9 protein-coding genes are annotated in these 15938 nt (G+C 67.4%); 6 read left to right on the top strand and 3 right to left on the bottom strand.

Features of this window, described 5'->3' with window-relative positions; all coding sequences use genetic code 11:
• Positions 1-440: 440 nt before the first annotated feature.
• Positions 441-3203 carry a TonB-dependent receptor gene (locus CEK65_RS12495; protein WP_193314779.1) on the bottom strand — a complete coding sequence of 921 codons (2763 nt, stop codon included), beginning with the start codon at positions 3201-3203 and terminating at the stop codon, positions 441-443.
• Positions 3204-3695: 492 nt separating this feature from the next.
• The gene (locus CEK65_RS12490; RefSeq protein ID WP_152181939.1) at positions 3696-5789 is read right to left on the bottom strand and encodes a glycoside hydrolase family 97 protein; all 2094 of its coding nucleotides are present in this window, start codon (positions 5787-5789) and stop codon (positions 3696-3698) included.
• A 241-nt stretch (positions 5790-6030) separates the two neighbouring features.
• Here CEK65_RS12490 and CEK65_RS12485 point away from each other — a divergent pair, with 241 nt between their 5' ends.
• Genes CEK65_RS12485 through CEK65_RS12475 form a run of 3 tightly spaced genes read left to right on the top strand, consistent with a single transcriptional unit; the run spans position 6031 to position 11395 of the window.
• Positions 6031-8232: a Six-hairpin glycosidase-like protein gene (locus tag CEK65_RS12485; RefSeq protein ID WP_193314778.1), complete on the top strand. Its 2202-nt coding sequence runs from the start codon at positions 6031-6033 to the stop codon at positions 8230-8232.
• The gene (locus tag CEK65_RS12480) at positions 8229-9713 is read left to right on the top strand and encodes an MFS transporter (RefSeq protein ID WP_152181938.1); all 1485 of its coding nucleotides are present in this window, start codon (positions 8229-8231) and stop codon (positions 9711-9713) included. The genes CEK65_RS12485 and CEK65_RS12480 overlap by 4 nt, the downstream gene beginning before the upstream one ends.
• Before the next feature lie 8 nt (positions 9714-9721).
• Entirely contained in the window at positions 9722-11395 is a 1674-nt protein-coding gene (locus CEK65_RS12475) for an alpha-amylase family glycosyl hydrolase (protein WP_193314782.1), read from the top strand.
• 62 nt (positions 11396-11457) lie between these two features.
• On the opposite strand, the gene CEK65_RS12470 is transcribed toward CEK65_RS12475, so the two are convergent.
• On the bottom strand, positions 11458-12531 hold the full coding sequence (locus CEK65_RS12470) for a LacI family DNA-binding transcriptional regulator (RefSeq protein WP_152181936.1): 1074 nt from the start codon (positions 12529-12531) through the stop codon (positions 11458-11460).
• A 325-nt stretch (positions 12532-12856) separates the two neighbouring features.
• Between CEK65_RS12470 and thrS the strand changes: the two genes are divergently transcribed.
• The 3 genes from thrS (at position 12857) to rpmI (ending at position 15937) form a co-directional block, all read left to right on the top strand.
• On the top strand, positions 12857-14761 hold the full coding sequence (gene thrS, locus CEK65_RS12465) for a threonine--tRNA ligase (protein WP_017911219.1): 1905 nt from the start codon (positions 12857-12859) through the stop codon (positions 14759-14761).
• 63 nt (positions 14762-14824) lie between these two features.
• A complete protein-coding gene (gene infC / locus CEK65_RS12460; protein ID WP_304951734.1) occupies positions 14825-15349 on the top strand; it encodes a translation initiation factor IF-3 in 525 nt (174 codons plus the stop codon).
• A 390-nt stretch (positions 15350-15739) separates the two neighbouring features.
• On the top strand, positions 15740-15937 hold the full coding sequence (gene rpmI, locus CEK65_RS12455; RefSeq protein ID WP_010342861.1) for a 50S ribosomal protein L35: 198 nt from the start codon (positions 15740-15742) through the stop codon (positions 15935-15937).
• The last annotated feature ends 1 nt before the right edge of the window (position 15938 follow it).

The following is a 15938-nucleotide window of genomic DNA, read 5'->3' as shown; positions in this document are numbered from 1 at the left end:
TTGGTGCGGATGCATCCTCCGTGGTGCGGTCAGGCCGGTCAGTTCGGAGTTCAGCGTTGAATGTCCGGGCATGGCGCTTTCTGGCACGCAGAGGGCTTGGGCCATGCACTCCTGAAGTGCAGATTTTTTTCAGCGACGCGGCCATTCGGCGCGCTCGCGGCTTTTTGTCGGGAACTTCGCGGACTCTGCGAGATCTCCATCAGTTCCCTCACGATCGCTTTCTGTAGATCTTCTCGCAGGCGAAGGGGCTGGTGTGCGCCCTCCAGGCCGCTCGTCTTGATCCCGATCGGCAAACCAGATCGCCACCGCTGCTCGATCCTGATCTCATCGTTTTCTCGTCGGCCACCGCGGCATTTGACGCAACCGTCCGCGGCAACCGCCCCAACGAAAACGCCCGCCGGGTGCGCCGGCGGGCGTCGTCTGCAGCCTCTACGCGGGACTCAGAACTTGTAGTTCACGCCCAGCATGTAGGTGCGTCCCCATTCGACGTACTCCAGCGGGCGATCCTTGGTGCCGGCGTAGGTGCGGTAGGGCGAGTTGGTCAGGTTGCTCGCCTGCAGCAGCAGGCTCAGCCCGGCCAGGGTGCTGCCGTCGGCGAAGGTGTAGCTGACCTGCGCGTCGGTGACGTTCTCGCCGACGACGTAGCGCAGCGTGCGGTTGCCGTTGAAGTTGCCGATCTCGCCGATGAAATCCGAGCGCCGCCGCTGGCTGACGCGGGCCTCGAAGCCGTTGCGCTCGTAGTAGGCGGTGAAGTTGTACACGCGCTTGGACAGGCCGGGCAGGTCGATCGGCGCCGAGCCCACGCTGGAGGCGCTTTCGGGATCGACGATCTTGATGTCGCTGTCGTTGAACGTGGCACTGGCCTGGATGCCGAAGCCGCGCAGGCTGTCGGTGAACATGTCCAACGGCAGCGAGGCGGTCAGCTCGAGCCCGCGCAGAGTGCCGCCCTTGCCGTTCTGCGGCGAGGAGAAGGTGCCGGTGGTCTGCACCGGCAGGGTCATGTTGGGTGGCCGCACGTAGCTGGCGAGCAGGGCGGAGAAGTCGTAATCGTCGCGCGACTGCGTGTAGATGTAGCTCTTCAGATCCTTGTAGAACACCGCGGCGGCCACGTAGGCCTTCTCGCCGAAATACTTCTCGTACGACAGGTCAAGCGCGTTGGCGCGCCACGGGTCGAGCAGGGGATTGCCGCCGCTGCCGCCGGGCTTGCCGGTGGAGGTGTCCACGCCGAAATCCAGGCCGGCGCGCATCTGGTCCACGCGCGGCCGCGCCACCTGCTTGGCCGCGGCGAAGCGCAGGGTCTGCTGGTGCGGGAACAGGAAGGCCAGGTTGAGGCTCGGCAGCCAGTCGTTGTAGGTCTTGCCGGCGTCGATCGGCAGCACGTTCTGGCCGGCCGGACGGGACTGGTCGAAGTAGCTGGACTGCGAGCTCTGGTCGGCGTGCTGCAATTGCACGCCGATGTTGCCGCGCACGCCGACCTCGCCGATGTCGGTGTTGATGTTGGCGCGGAGCCAGGCCGTGGTGATCTTCTCCTGCACCGTCCAGGATTTCGGAATCAGGTAGTCCAGATTGGTGACCGGGTTGAAGGTCATGTAGCGCGAGACCGCCGCCGGCACGTTCCAGGCCGGGATGGTGCCGATGCCGGCGAAGCCGAGGTTGACCGGGTCGTACTGCAGATCGCTGGCGATGCTGGTGTCGCCTTGCGCGCCGAGCAGGATGTTGCCTTCGGCCTGGGTCTTCTGCTTGCGGCGGTCGGCGTAGTTCACGCCCACGTCGATGTCCGAGAACCAGGTCAGCGCCTGCGGCGCCGGCAGCGTCGCCGCCAAGCGGCCACCCTTCAGCCGGTCCTCGACCTCCGGCACCTTGCCGTAGCCGGAGCCGTAGATGGTGTTGGTCAGGAACAGGTTGTTCGGGTTGGAATAGTCCCGACCGGGGGTGATCTGCGAGAAGCCGTTTGGATGGACGGCGATACCGATCGAATCGAACTGCGGTCGCGGGATCAGCTGCAGGTTGTTTTCGAGGTTCAGTTCGTCGCGGGTGGCCTTGGAGTAGTTCAGGTCGGCCATTAGCCGGACGCTCCCCAGGTTGAACTCGTTGTTCCAGCCGAACGCGTCGATTTTGTCCTTGCGCTTGTTGTACATGCCACGGACAAGCGGATAGGCGTTGTTGATGGTGCCGCCGGTGAAGGTGCCATCGGCGTTGCGGCTGACATTGGTGAACACCGGGAGGATAGATGCCGGGTTGTTCGGATCCTCGCCATTGCCGCTGAGACTCAGCTCGAACTGATTGGCGGTATCGATCTGTTCGGCTTCGGTATGGAACGCATCGAAGGTGCTGGTCCAGGTGTTGGATGGCCGGAATTGCACGGTCGCCATCACGCCATCGCGCTTGTTGTTGCCGGTACGGCGCAATGCCTTGATGCCGTCCGAGAAGAATGTGCCTTGCGGAACGCCGCGGCGCTCGCCCTTGTCGGTCTTCTCGGTCGTCCACGGCTCGTACAGGCCGACCTGATTTTCCTGGATGGGCATGTCGCTGTGGGCATAGCCGATCGAGAAGCCCAGGGTGTTGTCCAGGAACTGGTCGATGTAGCTGGCGCTGAAGCGGTTGCCGAAGGCGTCGACGTTGGCGGCCTTGCCGAGCGAGCTCTTCTGCAGGCGGCCGCTGACGGCGATCACCCGGTCCGGGAAGCTCAGCGGACGCACGGTCTGCATGTCGATGGTGCCGGACAGGCCCTGGCCGACCAGGCCGGCATCGGGCGTCTTGTACACGGTCACGCCGTTGACCAGTTCCGAAGGGTACTGATCGAACTCGACGCTCCGGTTGTCGCCGGTACTGACCACTTCGCGGCCGTTGAGCAGGGTGGTGGCGAAGTCGGGCGACAGGCCGCGCACGCTGATCACCTGGGCGCGGCCGGCGACGCGCTGCGCGGCCAGGCCGGGCAGGCGCCCGAGCGATTCGGCGATGCTCACGTCCGGCAGCTTGCCGATGTCCTCGGCCGAGATCGCTTCGACGATGGACGTCGAGTCCTGCTTGATCGCGATGGCGTTCTCGATGCCGCGGCGGATGCCGGTCACCTGGACCTTGTCCAGTTCGGTGACCGGATCCTTGGACGTGGTGGCGGTGGTATCGGACTGTGCAGCAGCCAGCATCGGCGTCATCGCGACGGCCAGCGCCAGCGTCAGCGCGTTGCGCTTGTGGTTCAACATTTTCCCCTCCCAGGCAATGTTGTCTTGCGAATGTCTGAACCGGCGAGGCGGCCGGATGTGCGTGTCGCGCAGCCGCAGGGCGGTGTCGCGATTGCGCTGTATGGTAGACACGCGGCTTCGTCGCGAACGCCCGCTGCATACGTATTCACTGGCCTGCATCGCATTGGAAGCGCTTTCAGGATCGCAATGTCGTGCGCGCGCCGCTACGCCGGTGCCGCGGCGAGCATGCGCGTGCTTCATGCAACTGACGTCGCCTGGCATGAACATTCGGGTGCTGCACTGAGAGTGATGCCAGGGAGTACGCCGGCATGCGGACGTCGGGCGAGCTCGCAGATGGCGCGACATGGTTTGGCGGAAGCGGCGCGCCGCGCGCCGCTGACCTGCCGCGCACGATGGCGCGGCGCCGCAGAGGCGAGCGCCGTGATCCGGCATGGCGAGTGCATGCCTCCGCCGCTGTGCTGCCGGCGGTGCCGCGTGCCGCATGGTGGTGCGTCAGCGCGATGCCGCCGTGCCAGCGGAGGCCGGCGCCGGGTCCAGCGGGACGAAACGGATCGCCTGCCCGCCGCCGGGCGCCAGCTTCACCTGCAACTGATCGCGGCTGGTGACCATGCGCTGCTCGCGCACGAAGTCGAACGGATTGTGCTGGTAATCGGCGGCGTCGCCGTCGCGGTAGATCTCGGCGCGATAGCGCACGCCGGGTTCGAGGAAGCCCAGCGCGATCGGTAGCACGCGGCCGTGCTCGTCGGTGATGCTGCCGAGGAACCAGTCGCGGCTGTGGCGGTCCTTGCGCACGATGGTCACGTAATCGCCGATCTCGCCGTCGAGCACGCGGCTGTCGTCCCAGTCCACCGCCACGTCCTCGATGAAGCGGAACGCGTCGCGGTGCTGCAGGTAGTGCTCGGGCAGGTCGGCCGCCATCTGGATCGGGCTGTACAGGGTCACGTACAGTGCGAGTTGCCGCGCCAGCGTACTCGGAATCGCGCGTCCGCCGCGGCCCTTCAGGCTGAGAATGCCGGGGGTGTAGTCCATCGGTCCGGCCAGCATCCGGGTGAACACCAGGTTCACTTCGTGCTCCGGCGGATTCGGCGGCTCGCCCCAGGCGTTGTACTCCATGCCGCGCGCGCCTTCGCGCGAGAGCCAGTTCGGGTAGGTGCGGCGCAGGCCGGTGTCCTTGATCGGTTCGTGGGCATTGACCGACAGGTGGCGCATGGCGGCTTCCTGCACCACCTTGAGATGGTGGCGGGCCATGAACTGGCCGTCGTGCCATTCGCGCAACAGCGGGCCGCCGGCGGGATTGCGCCGGTCCACCTGTCCGTCGTCGCAGACGTAGCCGGTCTTGAAGGTATCCACGCCCAAGCGCGCATACAGATCCAGCGCCGCATCGAGCTGATCTTCATAGTGCTCTACCGCACAGCCGGTCTCGTGGTGACCGATCAGGTGCACACCCTTCTTCGCCGCGTAGGCGCTCAGGGCTTCGATGTCGAAGTCCGCGGTGGCACGGGTGAAGTCGAAGTCGTCGCCGTGGCCGACCCAGTTGCCGTCCCAGCCGGGGTTCCAGCCTTCGACCAGCACGCCACGAAAGCCGTGCGCTGCGGCAAAGTCGATGTAGCGGCGGGTGTTGGCGGTGGTGGCGGCATGCCTGGGGCCGCGCGCCCAGGTTTCCTGATTCAGGTGCATCGACCACCACACGCCGATGTACTTGGCCGGGTGCACCCAGCTCACGTCGCCCAGCGCGTTGGGTTCGTTGAGGTTGAGGATCAGGTTGGAATCGACCAGGCCGCCGGCGGTGTCGCTGATCTGCAGCGTCCGCCACGGCGTGTCGAAGGGCAGGGACCGGCGCACCTTCCAGCCTTCCGCCGACGGCGACAGTTGCGCATGCAGGCGCTGGCCTTCGCCGCGGCGCAGCCACATCCCGGCGTAGTCGACCAGGGCCGCCTCGTGGATGGCCAGGTGCAGGCCGTCCTGGCTGCGCAGGGTGAACGGCGTGTGCGCCAGCGGCACCTCGCGCAGCGGCGTGCGTCGGTACAGGTATTCGTAGTGGATGGGCGCGCCGGCGGGAATCCACCAGGCGGTCGCATCGGGGACGATGTCGAACTCGGTGAGTTCCTCGTCGATGATCGCTTCCTGCAGTACGGCCTGTTGCGGAAAGCTGTAGCGGAAGCCAAGCCCGTCGTCGTAGACCCGGAACACCACCGCGAAGCGGCGCTGGCGGCCGCCACGCTCGCCCAGCTCCACGCGCAGTTCGTTGTAGTGGTTGCGCACGTAGCGGCGCTCGCCCCACGGCTGTTCCCAGGTCTCGTCGACGCTGCGGCTGTGCTGGTCCAGCACCGCCAGGTCGCGATCCAGCGCGCCGTCGCGCAACTGGAAGCCCAGGCGCGATTCGCCGATCACCGCCTCGCCCAGCCGCTGCACGCGATAGCTGGGGCGGCCGTCGTCCAACTGCAGAGAGACGCGCAGGATCTTGCCCGGCGAGTCCACGCTGGCCACCGTCTGCGGCGCGGCGTGCAGGCATGGCGCAACGCACCACAAAACGCTCGCCAGCAACGACGGCAGACGCAGGCGCGACAGGACGTCAAACAGCGGCATCTCCCCTCCCAGGGCGACCGTGGCAGCGCATCGACTATAGCGAGGCGGTTCCTGGCCGCCGGAGGCCCGTACGATGAATACGTATGCAACTGCACGCGTCGCAGTGCCGCCCGTCTACCATGTCCGCAGCGCCCCCGCGATGCGGAGGCGGCGACCGTAGCGCCGGCGTGCCGGCCTGCGCTTCCACCATGCAGGCAAAGAGGGAGGGAGGTCGATCGGTGCGAGCCGGTCTGCCGCTTCGATGCTGAAGATGATTTGCTTGGCCGCCACCTTGGGTGCTGCGGCGTCGGCGTCTGCTGCACAGGCGTCATTGCAGTGGCGTGGCCAGACCGCGCGGGCCGAGGCCACCGCCGACGGCGGTTTCGTGCTGCAGGCGGCCCAAGGCACACGCACGGTGCCGGCGCAGCCGTTGCGCAGCGAGACCGACAGTCCGTTGTTCGACGCGCTGTTCGCGCTGGCGCAACAGGAACTGCACGACGATCAGGTGCAGGCGATCCGCGACCCGGCGTTCGATCACGGCAAGCCGTTGCCGTGCGATTGCTACCAGACCGGCGAGCGCTGGCCCTACGTGTGGACCCGCGATGTCAGCTATGCCGCGGACCTGGCCCTGGCGCGGCTGGATCCGCAGCGCACGCGGCGCTCGTTGCGCTTCAAGCTGTCGCCGATGCGCGGCACCGACGCGCTGCCGGGGCTGTTCGTGGCGCAGGACACCGGCTCCGGCGGCAGCTGGCCGGTGAGCAGCGACCGGGTGGTGTGGTTCCTGGCTGCGCGCCACCTGCTGGACGATCCGGCCTTCGCCGCCGACACCCGCGCCGCACTCACTGCCACGCTGGCCCAGGATCGCGCGTTCGCGTTCGACCCGCGCATCGGCCTGTACCGCGGCGAGACCTCGTTCCTGGACTGGCGCGAGCAGACCTATCCGGCCTGGACCCGCGAGGATGTCGGCTTCATCGCCAGTTCCTTCGCGCTGTCGACCAACGTGCTGCATTACCAGGCGCTGCGCCTGGGCGAGCGCCTGGCCCGGGAGCAGGGCGACACGCAGGCGGCCGCGCGCTATGCCGACTGGGCCGACGCGCTGCGCCAGGCGATCGCGCAGCGTTTCTGGCGCGAGGACCGCGGCACCTACGTCGGCTACATCGGCACCGCCGAGCACCCGGTGCGCTACGAACGCTACGATCTGCTGGGCCTGTCGCTGGCGGTGCTGGCCGACGTGCTGCCGGCCGCGCGTGCGCGCCAGGCGCTGGCCCGCTATCCGGCGGTGGAGGCGGGCAGCCCGGTGGTGTGGCCGCAGCAGCACGACGTGCCGATCTACCACAACCGGGCGATCTGGCCGTTCGTCAGCGCCTACGCGCTGCGTGCGGCGCGGCACACCGACGACAGCGCGCGCATCGACCTGGAAGTGCGCTCTCTGCTGCGCGGCGCCGCGCTGGCCGGCTCGAACATGGAGAACTACGAGTTCCTGAGCCAGGCCGTGCATGTCGACGACGGTCCGCTCAGCGGCCCGGTGGTCAATTCGCCGCGGCAGCTGTGGTCGGTGGCCGGCTACCTGGCGATGGTGGTCGAGGGCGTGTTCGGCGTGGAGGACGATGGCCGGGTGCTGCCCAAGTTGCCGACCAGCCTGGTGCCCATGCTGTTCGGCGAGCGCCAGGAGATTGCGTTGCAGCTGAAGGACCGCCGGATCGTGCTGCGCCGGCCGATGCAACTGCAGGGCGACCTGCTGGTCGCCGGCAAGACCCACAGCCAGAACGGCGTCATCACCATCGACTTGGTGGCACGCCACAGCGGAAGTGCGCCCTTGCAGATGCTGACGGCAGAAGACGCCTTCGCACCGCTGGCGCCGCCGGCACCGCAGGTGCGACGCGAGACCGGGGGCTGGCGGGTGCAGGCGGCTGCGGACTCGGTGTTGTACGTCGATGGGCAGGCACGCGAGGGCAGCGCCGACGGCGCGCTGCTGCCGCTGGCCGAGCGCGTGCAATGCCTGAGTCTCACCCGGAAGGGTGCGCGTTGGGAGTCGTTGCACAGCCCCACTGTCTGCGTCGGCAACGTCGCCCGCGTGGAGGGCGCCGACGATTGGAGCTGGACCGCGCCGCACGATGGCGCCTATCGACTGAGCGTGCGCTACGTCAATGCGCATGGGCCGATCAACACAGGTGTCACCGCCGCGGTCAACAGCCTGCAGGTGCAATGCGGCGACGCGCCAGCGCAATCGCAACCGCTGGTGATGCCGCACAGCGTCGGCGAGCAGACCTCCACGGCGGCGCTGTTCGTGCTGCAGGCCGGGCAACCTTGCGTCGCGCGGCTACTGCCGGCGGCAAACATGAGCGCACTGCAGCACTTCGCGCGCTACACCGGTGGCCAGGGCGGCGCCGATGGCGTGGTCAATGCCGCCGATGTCGCCGCGCTGCTGATCGCGCCGGCCGGCCCGATCGAGGAGCGCCCATGAGCGCCGTGCCACGCGCCAAGCCGGCGCTGTCGTTCTGGCAGATCTGGAACATGTGCTTCGGCTTCCTCGGTATCCAGTTCGGCTTCGCGCTGCAGAACGCCAACGCCAGCCGCATCTTCCAGACCCTCGGCGCGGACATGGACCAGGTGCCGGGACTGTGGATCGCCGCGCCGCTGACCGGCCTGATCGTGCAGCCGATCGTCGGCTACCTGTCCGACCGTACCTGGAACCGCTTCGGCCGGCGTCGCCCGTACTTCATGGTCGGCGCGTTGTTCACCACGTTGGCCTTGCTGGTGATGCCGAACTCGCCGGCGCTGTGGGTGGCGGCCGGCACGTTGTGGGTGCTGGACGCCTCGATCAACATCTCGATGGAGCCGTTCCGCGCCTTCGTCGGCGACCAGTTGCCGACGCGCCAGCGCGCCACCGGCTATGCGATGCAGAGCTTCTTCATCGGCGTCGGCGCAGTGGTGGCGAGCATGCTGCCGTGGCTGCTGGCGCACTGGGGCGTCAGCAATACCGCCGCCCCCGGCGAGGTGCCGGCGACGGTGCGCTACGCGTTCTATGTCGGCGGCGCGGTGTTGTTCCTGTCCATCGGTTGGACCGTGCTGCGCACCCGCGAGTATCCGCCCGAAGACCTACACGGCAGCGACGTCGCCACCGCGGCCGCCGCGGCGGCGCAACCGCGCCGTGTCGATGGCGCCGCTGCGCTGTGGTGCGCGGTGGGCATTGCCGGCGCGGCGGCCATCGCCTGGTGCCGCGGCGACCGCATGCTGTACGTGCTGGCCGGCCTGTGCATCGCTTACGGCGTGCTGCAGGGCGTGGCGCCGCGCCTGCGTCGCGGACACATGCTGGCGGCGATCGTCTGCGATCTGCAGACCATGCCGCGGGCGATGCGGCGCCTGGCCGGGGTGCAGTTCTTCTCCTGGTTCGCGTTGTTCGCGATGTGGATCAACACCACCGCTGCGGTCACCCAGACCCACTACGGCACCCAGGACGTCACCTCGGCCGCCTACAACGAGGGCGCCAATTGGGTCGGCGTGCTGTTCGCCGCCTACAACGGCTTCGCCGCACTGGCCGCGATCGCCATTCCGCTGCTGGTGCGCGCCTGCGGGCTGCGCGTGAGTCATCTGCTGAATCTGTGCCTGGGCGCGGCCGGCCTGCTGTCGTTCCTGTGGATCCGCGATCCGCAGTGGCTGCTGCTGTCGATGGTCGGGGTGGGCTTCGCCTGGGCCTCGATCCTGTCGTTGCCCTACGCCTTGCTGTCGGACAGCGTGCCGGCGGCGAAGATGGGCGTGTACATGGGCATCTTCAATTTCTTCATCGTGATCCCGCAGTTGGTCGCGGTCAGCGTGCTGGGCTTCGTGCTCACGCACTGGCTCGGCGGCCGGCCGCTGTATGCGCTGGCGATCGGCGGCGGCAGCCTGCTGGTGGCGGCGCTGTGCGTGCTGTGGGTGCCGTCGGATTCGGGAGCAAGTGCATGATCAATCGGATGTCGCTGTTGGCGTTGGCCCTGCTGGGCGCCTGCGCTGGGTCGGCGCAGGCCCAGGCGCCGGCGCAGGAAGAGTTCTACGGCACGCTGGAGCCGTTCGCCAGCGAGGCGGTGTACTTCGTGGTCACCGATCGCTTCGTCAACGGCGATCCCGGCAACGATCATCGCGACCAGGGCGGCGCGCATCGCACCTTCGACATCCCGATCCCGGCGCCGCCGGGCGAGAGCGACAACATCGGCTACCTCGGCGGCGACTTCAAGGGCGTGGTCGACAACGCCGGCTACATCCGCGACCTGGGCTTCGGCGCGGTGTGGATCACCCCGATCGTCGACAACCCGGACGAGGCCTTCACCGGCGGCAAGCCGATCACCTGGGGCAGCTCGCTGAGCGACCGCGGCAAGACCGGCTACCACGGCTACTGGGGCGTGAACTTCTACAAGCTCGACGAACATCTGCCGAGCCCCGGTCTGGATTTCGCCGGCTTCACCCAGGCCATGCACGCGCAGCAGTTGAAGGTGGTGCTGGACATCGTCGGCAACCACGGCTCGCCGGCCTGGACCATGCCCAAGCGGCAGCCGATGTTCGGCCAGGTGTTCGACCGCGACGGCAAACTGATCGCCGACCACCAGAACCTGCCGCCGTCCAAGCTGGACCCGGCGCACAACCCGCTGCACGCGTTCTACAACACCGGCGGCAACCTGGCGCAGTTATCCGATTTCAACGAGCGCAACCCGGCGGTGATGGAGTATCTGGTCGGCGCCTATTCGCAGTGGTTGGGGCAGGGCGCCGATGCGTTCCGGATCGACACCATCGGCTGGATGCCGGACAGCTTCTGGCACGAGTTCGTGCGCCGCATCCGCGCGCAGCGCCCGGGCATGTTCATGTTCGGCGAGGACTTCGACTACAACGCGCACAAGATCGCCGGCCACACCTGGGCCAGCAACGCCGGCGTCAGCGTGCTGGATTTCCCGCTCAAGCAGGCACTGGCGGCGACCTTCGGCCACGCCCAGCGCGGTTACGAAACGCTGCAGCCGGCGCTGTACCTGGAACGCGGCCCGTACGCCAATCCGTACGAGCTGATGACCTTCTACGACAACCACGACATGGCGCGGCTGGACGCCAGCGACGCCGGCTTCATCGACGCGCACAACTGGCTGTTCACCGCGCGCGGCATCCCGGTGATCTACTACGGCTCGGAGACCGGCTTCATGCGCGGGCGCGCCGAGCATGCCGGCAACCGCAACTACTTCGGCCAGGAGCGGGTGAACGCGGCGCCGAGTAGTCCGATCTTCGAGCCGCTGCGACGCATCGCCACGCTGCGCCAGCGCAGCCCAGCGTTGCAGCGCGGCCTGCAGCTCAACCTGCAGTTGTCCGGCGACGAGGCAGTGTTCTATCGGGTGTTCCAGCATGCGGGTACAACCCAGACCGCGCTGGTGCTGCTGAACAAGAGCGACGCGCCGCGCACGCTGGAAGTGCGCCGCTATCTGCAGCCCGGCACCTGGCACGACGGCTTCGACGGCAGCGCCACCGAGGTGACCGATGCGCTGCGCGCCGAGGTGCCGGCACATGGCGTGCGCGTGTTCCTGTCCGATGCGCCGATCGTGCGCCCGGACCTGCGCGCGCGGCTGCGCTGGCTGATGGCGGCCAAGGACGGCGTCGCGCCGACGCCGTGAACGCGGCGCTGCCGGTCGGCGTCAGCGCGCCGGCCGTCGGCGCGTCGGTGCCCGAGCAGGGCTCAGTTGCGCAGCAGCGAGGAGCCGCGCAGCGCCAGCGTCACCGGCAGGGTGCGGCTGCTCACCGGCTGTCCGGCGATCTGCGCCAGCAGCGTGTCCACCAGCACCGCGCCGGCCAGCTTGGTGTCCTGCTGCACCGTCGATAGCGCCGGATCGACGCTGGCCGCCACCGGGATATCGTCGAAGCCGGCCAGGGCCACGTCCTCGGGCACGCGCAGGCCGTGCTCGCGCAAGGCCTTCAGTGCACCGATCGCGATCAGGTCGCTGGCGGCGAACAGCGCATCGAAGCGCTCGCCGCGGCCGAGCAGGGCCAGGGCGGCCTTGTAGCCGGATTGCTCGGTGGTGATCGCATCGACCTGCAGCGCCGGCGTGGCCTCGGCGCCGGCCGCGCGCAGTGCCTGCAGGTGGCCGCGGTAGCGTTCCAGGAATTCGGGGTAATGGTTGGAGGCGTCGCCGAGGAAGGCGATGCGGCGGCGGCCCTGCGCCAGCAGGTGCGCGGTGATGTCGTGGCCGCCCTGGAAGTTGTCGCTGCCGATCGAGACCCCAGGCTGCCCGGGCAGCACCGCGCCCCAGCGCACGAAATGCGTGCCCTGGTCGACCAGGTGCTGCAGCCGCTGCTGCGCCTGCAGGTAGTCGCCATAGCCGAGCAGGATCAGCCCGTCGGCCTTCTGGCTGTCGCCGTAGTCGGCGCGCCAGTTGTCCGACAACTGCTGGAACGACACCAGCAGGTCGTAGCCGTGGCGGGCGCAGGCGCGGGTGATCGACCCCAGCATCGAGTGGAAGAACGGGTTGATCAGCGAGTCGTCGGTGGTCGGGTCTTCGAAGAACAGCAACGCCAGGGTGCCGGCATTGCGCAGGCGCAGGCTGGAGGCGTGCTTGTCGACCTTGTAGTTCAGCTCGCGCGCGATCGCCAGGATCTTGCGTCGGGTCTGCTCGTTGACCGCGGGACTGCCGCGCAGCGCGCGCGAGACCGTGGGTTGCGACACGCCTGCCAGATAGGCGATGTCCAGCGATGTGGCCTTGCCTTTGATGACGGCGCGTCCGGGTGCGGGGAAAACGTCGGCGAAGCATGCCATGGCACCCGCTGTAGCTCTTGCTGCGGCGCAGCGAAGACCTCGGGCGCGCACCAGGAATGACCGTTTTGGTAAACGGCCGCAATTACCATTTTGGTAAAAGCTGGTTTACCATTCTTGCCTATCGACCTGATCCGGACATGGGTGGCCCGCGGCGACGCCGGCCGAGCGTGCGACATGAGCACTACCACCGCCCTCGCTTGAGTTCCCGCCCAAGGCTGTCCGAGCAGGCGCCCTTGTGGCGCCTTCTTTCTGTCCCGCGCCCAGGCTGGCCTGCCGCCGAGGTGGCGCGGACGTCATCCCCCAGTTTCCCTTTCCGCCGACTCCCATGATCACGATCACGCTCCCCGACGGCAGCCGCCGCGAATTCGAACACCCCGTCAGCCCCATGGACGTGGCCCAGTCCATCGGCCCCGGCCTGGCCAAGGCGACCATCGCCGGCCAGGTCGACGGCCGCCTGGTCGACGCCTGCGACCTCATCGACCACGACGCCAGCCTGCGCCTGATCACCGCCAAGGACGCCGAAGGCGTGGAGATCATCCGCCACTCCTGCGCGCACCTGGTCGGTCACGCGGTCAAGCAGCTGTATCCCGAGGTCAAGATGGTGATCGGCCCGGTCATCGCCGAAGGCTTCTACTACGACATCTACAGCGAGCGCCCGTTCACCCCCGAGGACATGGCGGCGATCGAGAAGCGCATGCAGGAGCTGATCGCGCAGGACTACGACGTGATCAAGAAGGTCACCCCGCGCGCCGAGGTCATCGAGCTGTTCAAGCAGCGCGGCGAGGACTACAAGCTGCGCCTGATCGAGGACATGCCCGACGACGTCACCGCGATGGGCCTGTACTACCACCAGGAATACGTGGACATGTGCCGCGGCCCGCACGTGCCGAACACGCGCTTCCTCAAGGCCTTCAAGCTGACCCGCATCTCCGGCGCCTACTGGCGCGGCGACGCCAAGAACGAGCAGCTGCAGCGCATCTACGGCACCGCCTGGGCCGACAAGAAGCAGCTCGAGGCCTACATCCTGCGCATGGAGGAGGCCGACAAGCGCGACCACCGCAAGATCGGCAAGCAGCAGGACCTGTTCCACCTGCAGGAAGAGGGCCCGGGCCTGGTGTTCTGGCACCCCAAGGGCTGGTCGATCTGGCAGGTGGTCGAGCAGTACATGCGCAAGGTCTACCGCGACAGCGGCTACGGCGAGGTGCGCTGCCCGCAGATCCTGGACGTGTCGCTGTGGCAGAAGTCCGGCCACTGGGACAACTACCAGGACAACATGTTCTTCACCGAATCGGAGAAGCGCACCTACGCGGTCAAGCCGATGAACTGCCCCGGCCACGTGCAGGTGTTCAACCAAGGCCTGCACAGCTACCGCGACCTGCCGATCCGCTACGGCGAGTTCGGCGCCTGCCACCGCAACGAGCCGTCCGGCGCGCTGCACGGCATCCTGCGCGTGCGCGGTTTCACCCAGGACGACGGCCACATCTTCTGCACCGAGCAGCAGATCGAGGCCGAAGTCACCGCCTTCCACCAGCAGGCGCTGAAGGTGTACGGCGACTTCGGTTTCGACGACATCCAGATCAAGATCGCCTTGCGCCCGGAAAAGCGCCTCGGCGACGACGCCACCTGGGACAAGGCCGAGGCCGCGCTGCGCGCCGCGCTCGGCGCCTGCGGGGTGGAGTGGCAGGAACTGCCGGGCGAGGGCGCCTTCTACGGCCCGAAGATCGAGTACCACCTCAAGGACGCGATCGGCCGCACCTGGCAGCTCGGCACCATGCAGGTGGATTTCATGATGCCCGGCCGCCTCGGCGCCGAGTACGTGGACGAGCACAGCCAGAAGAAGCATCCGGTCATGCTGCACCGGGCCATCGTCGGGTCGATGGAGCGGTTCATCGGCATCCTGATCGAGCACCACGCCGGCATGTTCCCGGCCTGGCTGGCGCCGGTGCAGGCCGTGGTCATGAACATCACGGACGCGCAGGCAGACTATGTAGACAACGTGCGGAAACTCCTTGCAAATCAAGGCTTCCGCATCGAGGCCGATTTGCGGAACGAAAAAATCGGTTATAAGATTCGCGAACACACGCTGCAGCGGGTGCCGTACCTGTTGGTCGCGGGCGACCGCGAGACGGAAAACGGCGCGATTGCGGTCCGTACGCGATCGGGGGAGGATCTGGGCACCATGTCGGTCGCCGCCTTCGCCGAACGGCTGCGCGCCGAGCAGTTGGCGTGACACCACCCTGGTGCGGACGGAGCCTCCGTCCGCGCCAGTCCGATTCCCCTGGGAGATTGCAACATCAGTACCCCTGACAACAAACAGAACCGCAAGAACCAAGAGATCCGCGTGCCGCGCGTGCGCGTGATCGGCGCGGACGGCGAGATGGTCGGCGTGTTGACCCGCGACCAAGCGCTGGCGCTGGCCGAAGAGGATGGACTCGATCTGGTCGAGATCCAGCCGCAGGCCGATCCGCCGGTCTGCAAGATCATGGACTTCGGCAAGTTCAAGTTCGAGCAGCAGAAAAAGGCCAACGAAGCCAAGAAGAAGACCAAGCAGGTCGAGATCAAGGAAATCAAGTTCCGTCCGGTCACCGACGAAGGCGATTACCAGATCAAGCTGCGCAACATGCGCCGTTTCATCGAGGAAGGCGACAAGGTCAAGGTCAACATCCGCTTCCGCGGTCGCGAGATGAGCCATCAGGAGCTCGGTCGCGAAATGGCCGCGCGGATCGAGGCCGATCTGGGCGAAGACATCGTCATCGAATCGCGTCCGCGCCTGGAAGGCCGGCAGATGGTGATGATGATCGCGCCGAAGAAGCGCTGATCCGCCGCCGCAGCACGGGATCGCGCCCCGCCAACAGCAGGCGCGCGGTTCTCGGGTCTCTGTGGCCAGCTTCTTCTTGACGTTCCGGGCGTAGCGCGGCTGCGCCGTTGCGGCGTGCTCGTGCGCCGCGCAGCCTGCGCGAATCCCGAATCCCGAATCCCGAATCCCGAATCCCGGCGCGCAAGCGCCCGTCGAACTGCATGATTTGCAAGGCATTCCAAGCCCTGGCATAATGCGCGGCCCAGTTCATCGGGTTTGCCGCTCCGGCGGCAATAGGACCCGCCCGGATCCTCAGTGGATCAAGGGCTTACAAGCAGGTAAGGGCACGGACGGAAAGTGTGGCGCAGCCACCGCCCTGACCAGTGACAAAACACCATCAAGGACATTGCAATGCCCAAGATCAAGACCAACCGGGCGGCGGCCAAGCGTTTCCGCAAGACCGCCTCCGGCAAGTACAAGGCCGGCCACGCCAACCGTAGCCACATCCTCACCAAGAAAGCGACCAAGCGGAAGCGCAACCTGCGGCAGACGAACCACGTCCGTGCCGAGGACGCAGGCCGTCTGGACCGTATGCTTCCCTACCTCTGAG

It is taken from the genome of Xanthomonas sp. LMG 12459, from assembly GCF_009192905.1.
Lineage (GTDB): Bacteria > Pseudomonadota > Gammaproteobacteria > Xanthomonadales > Xanthomonadaceae > Xanthomonas_A > Xanthomonas_A sontii.
This window is presented reverse-complemented; position numbering and strand designations above follow the sequence as displayed.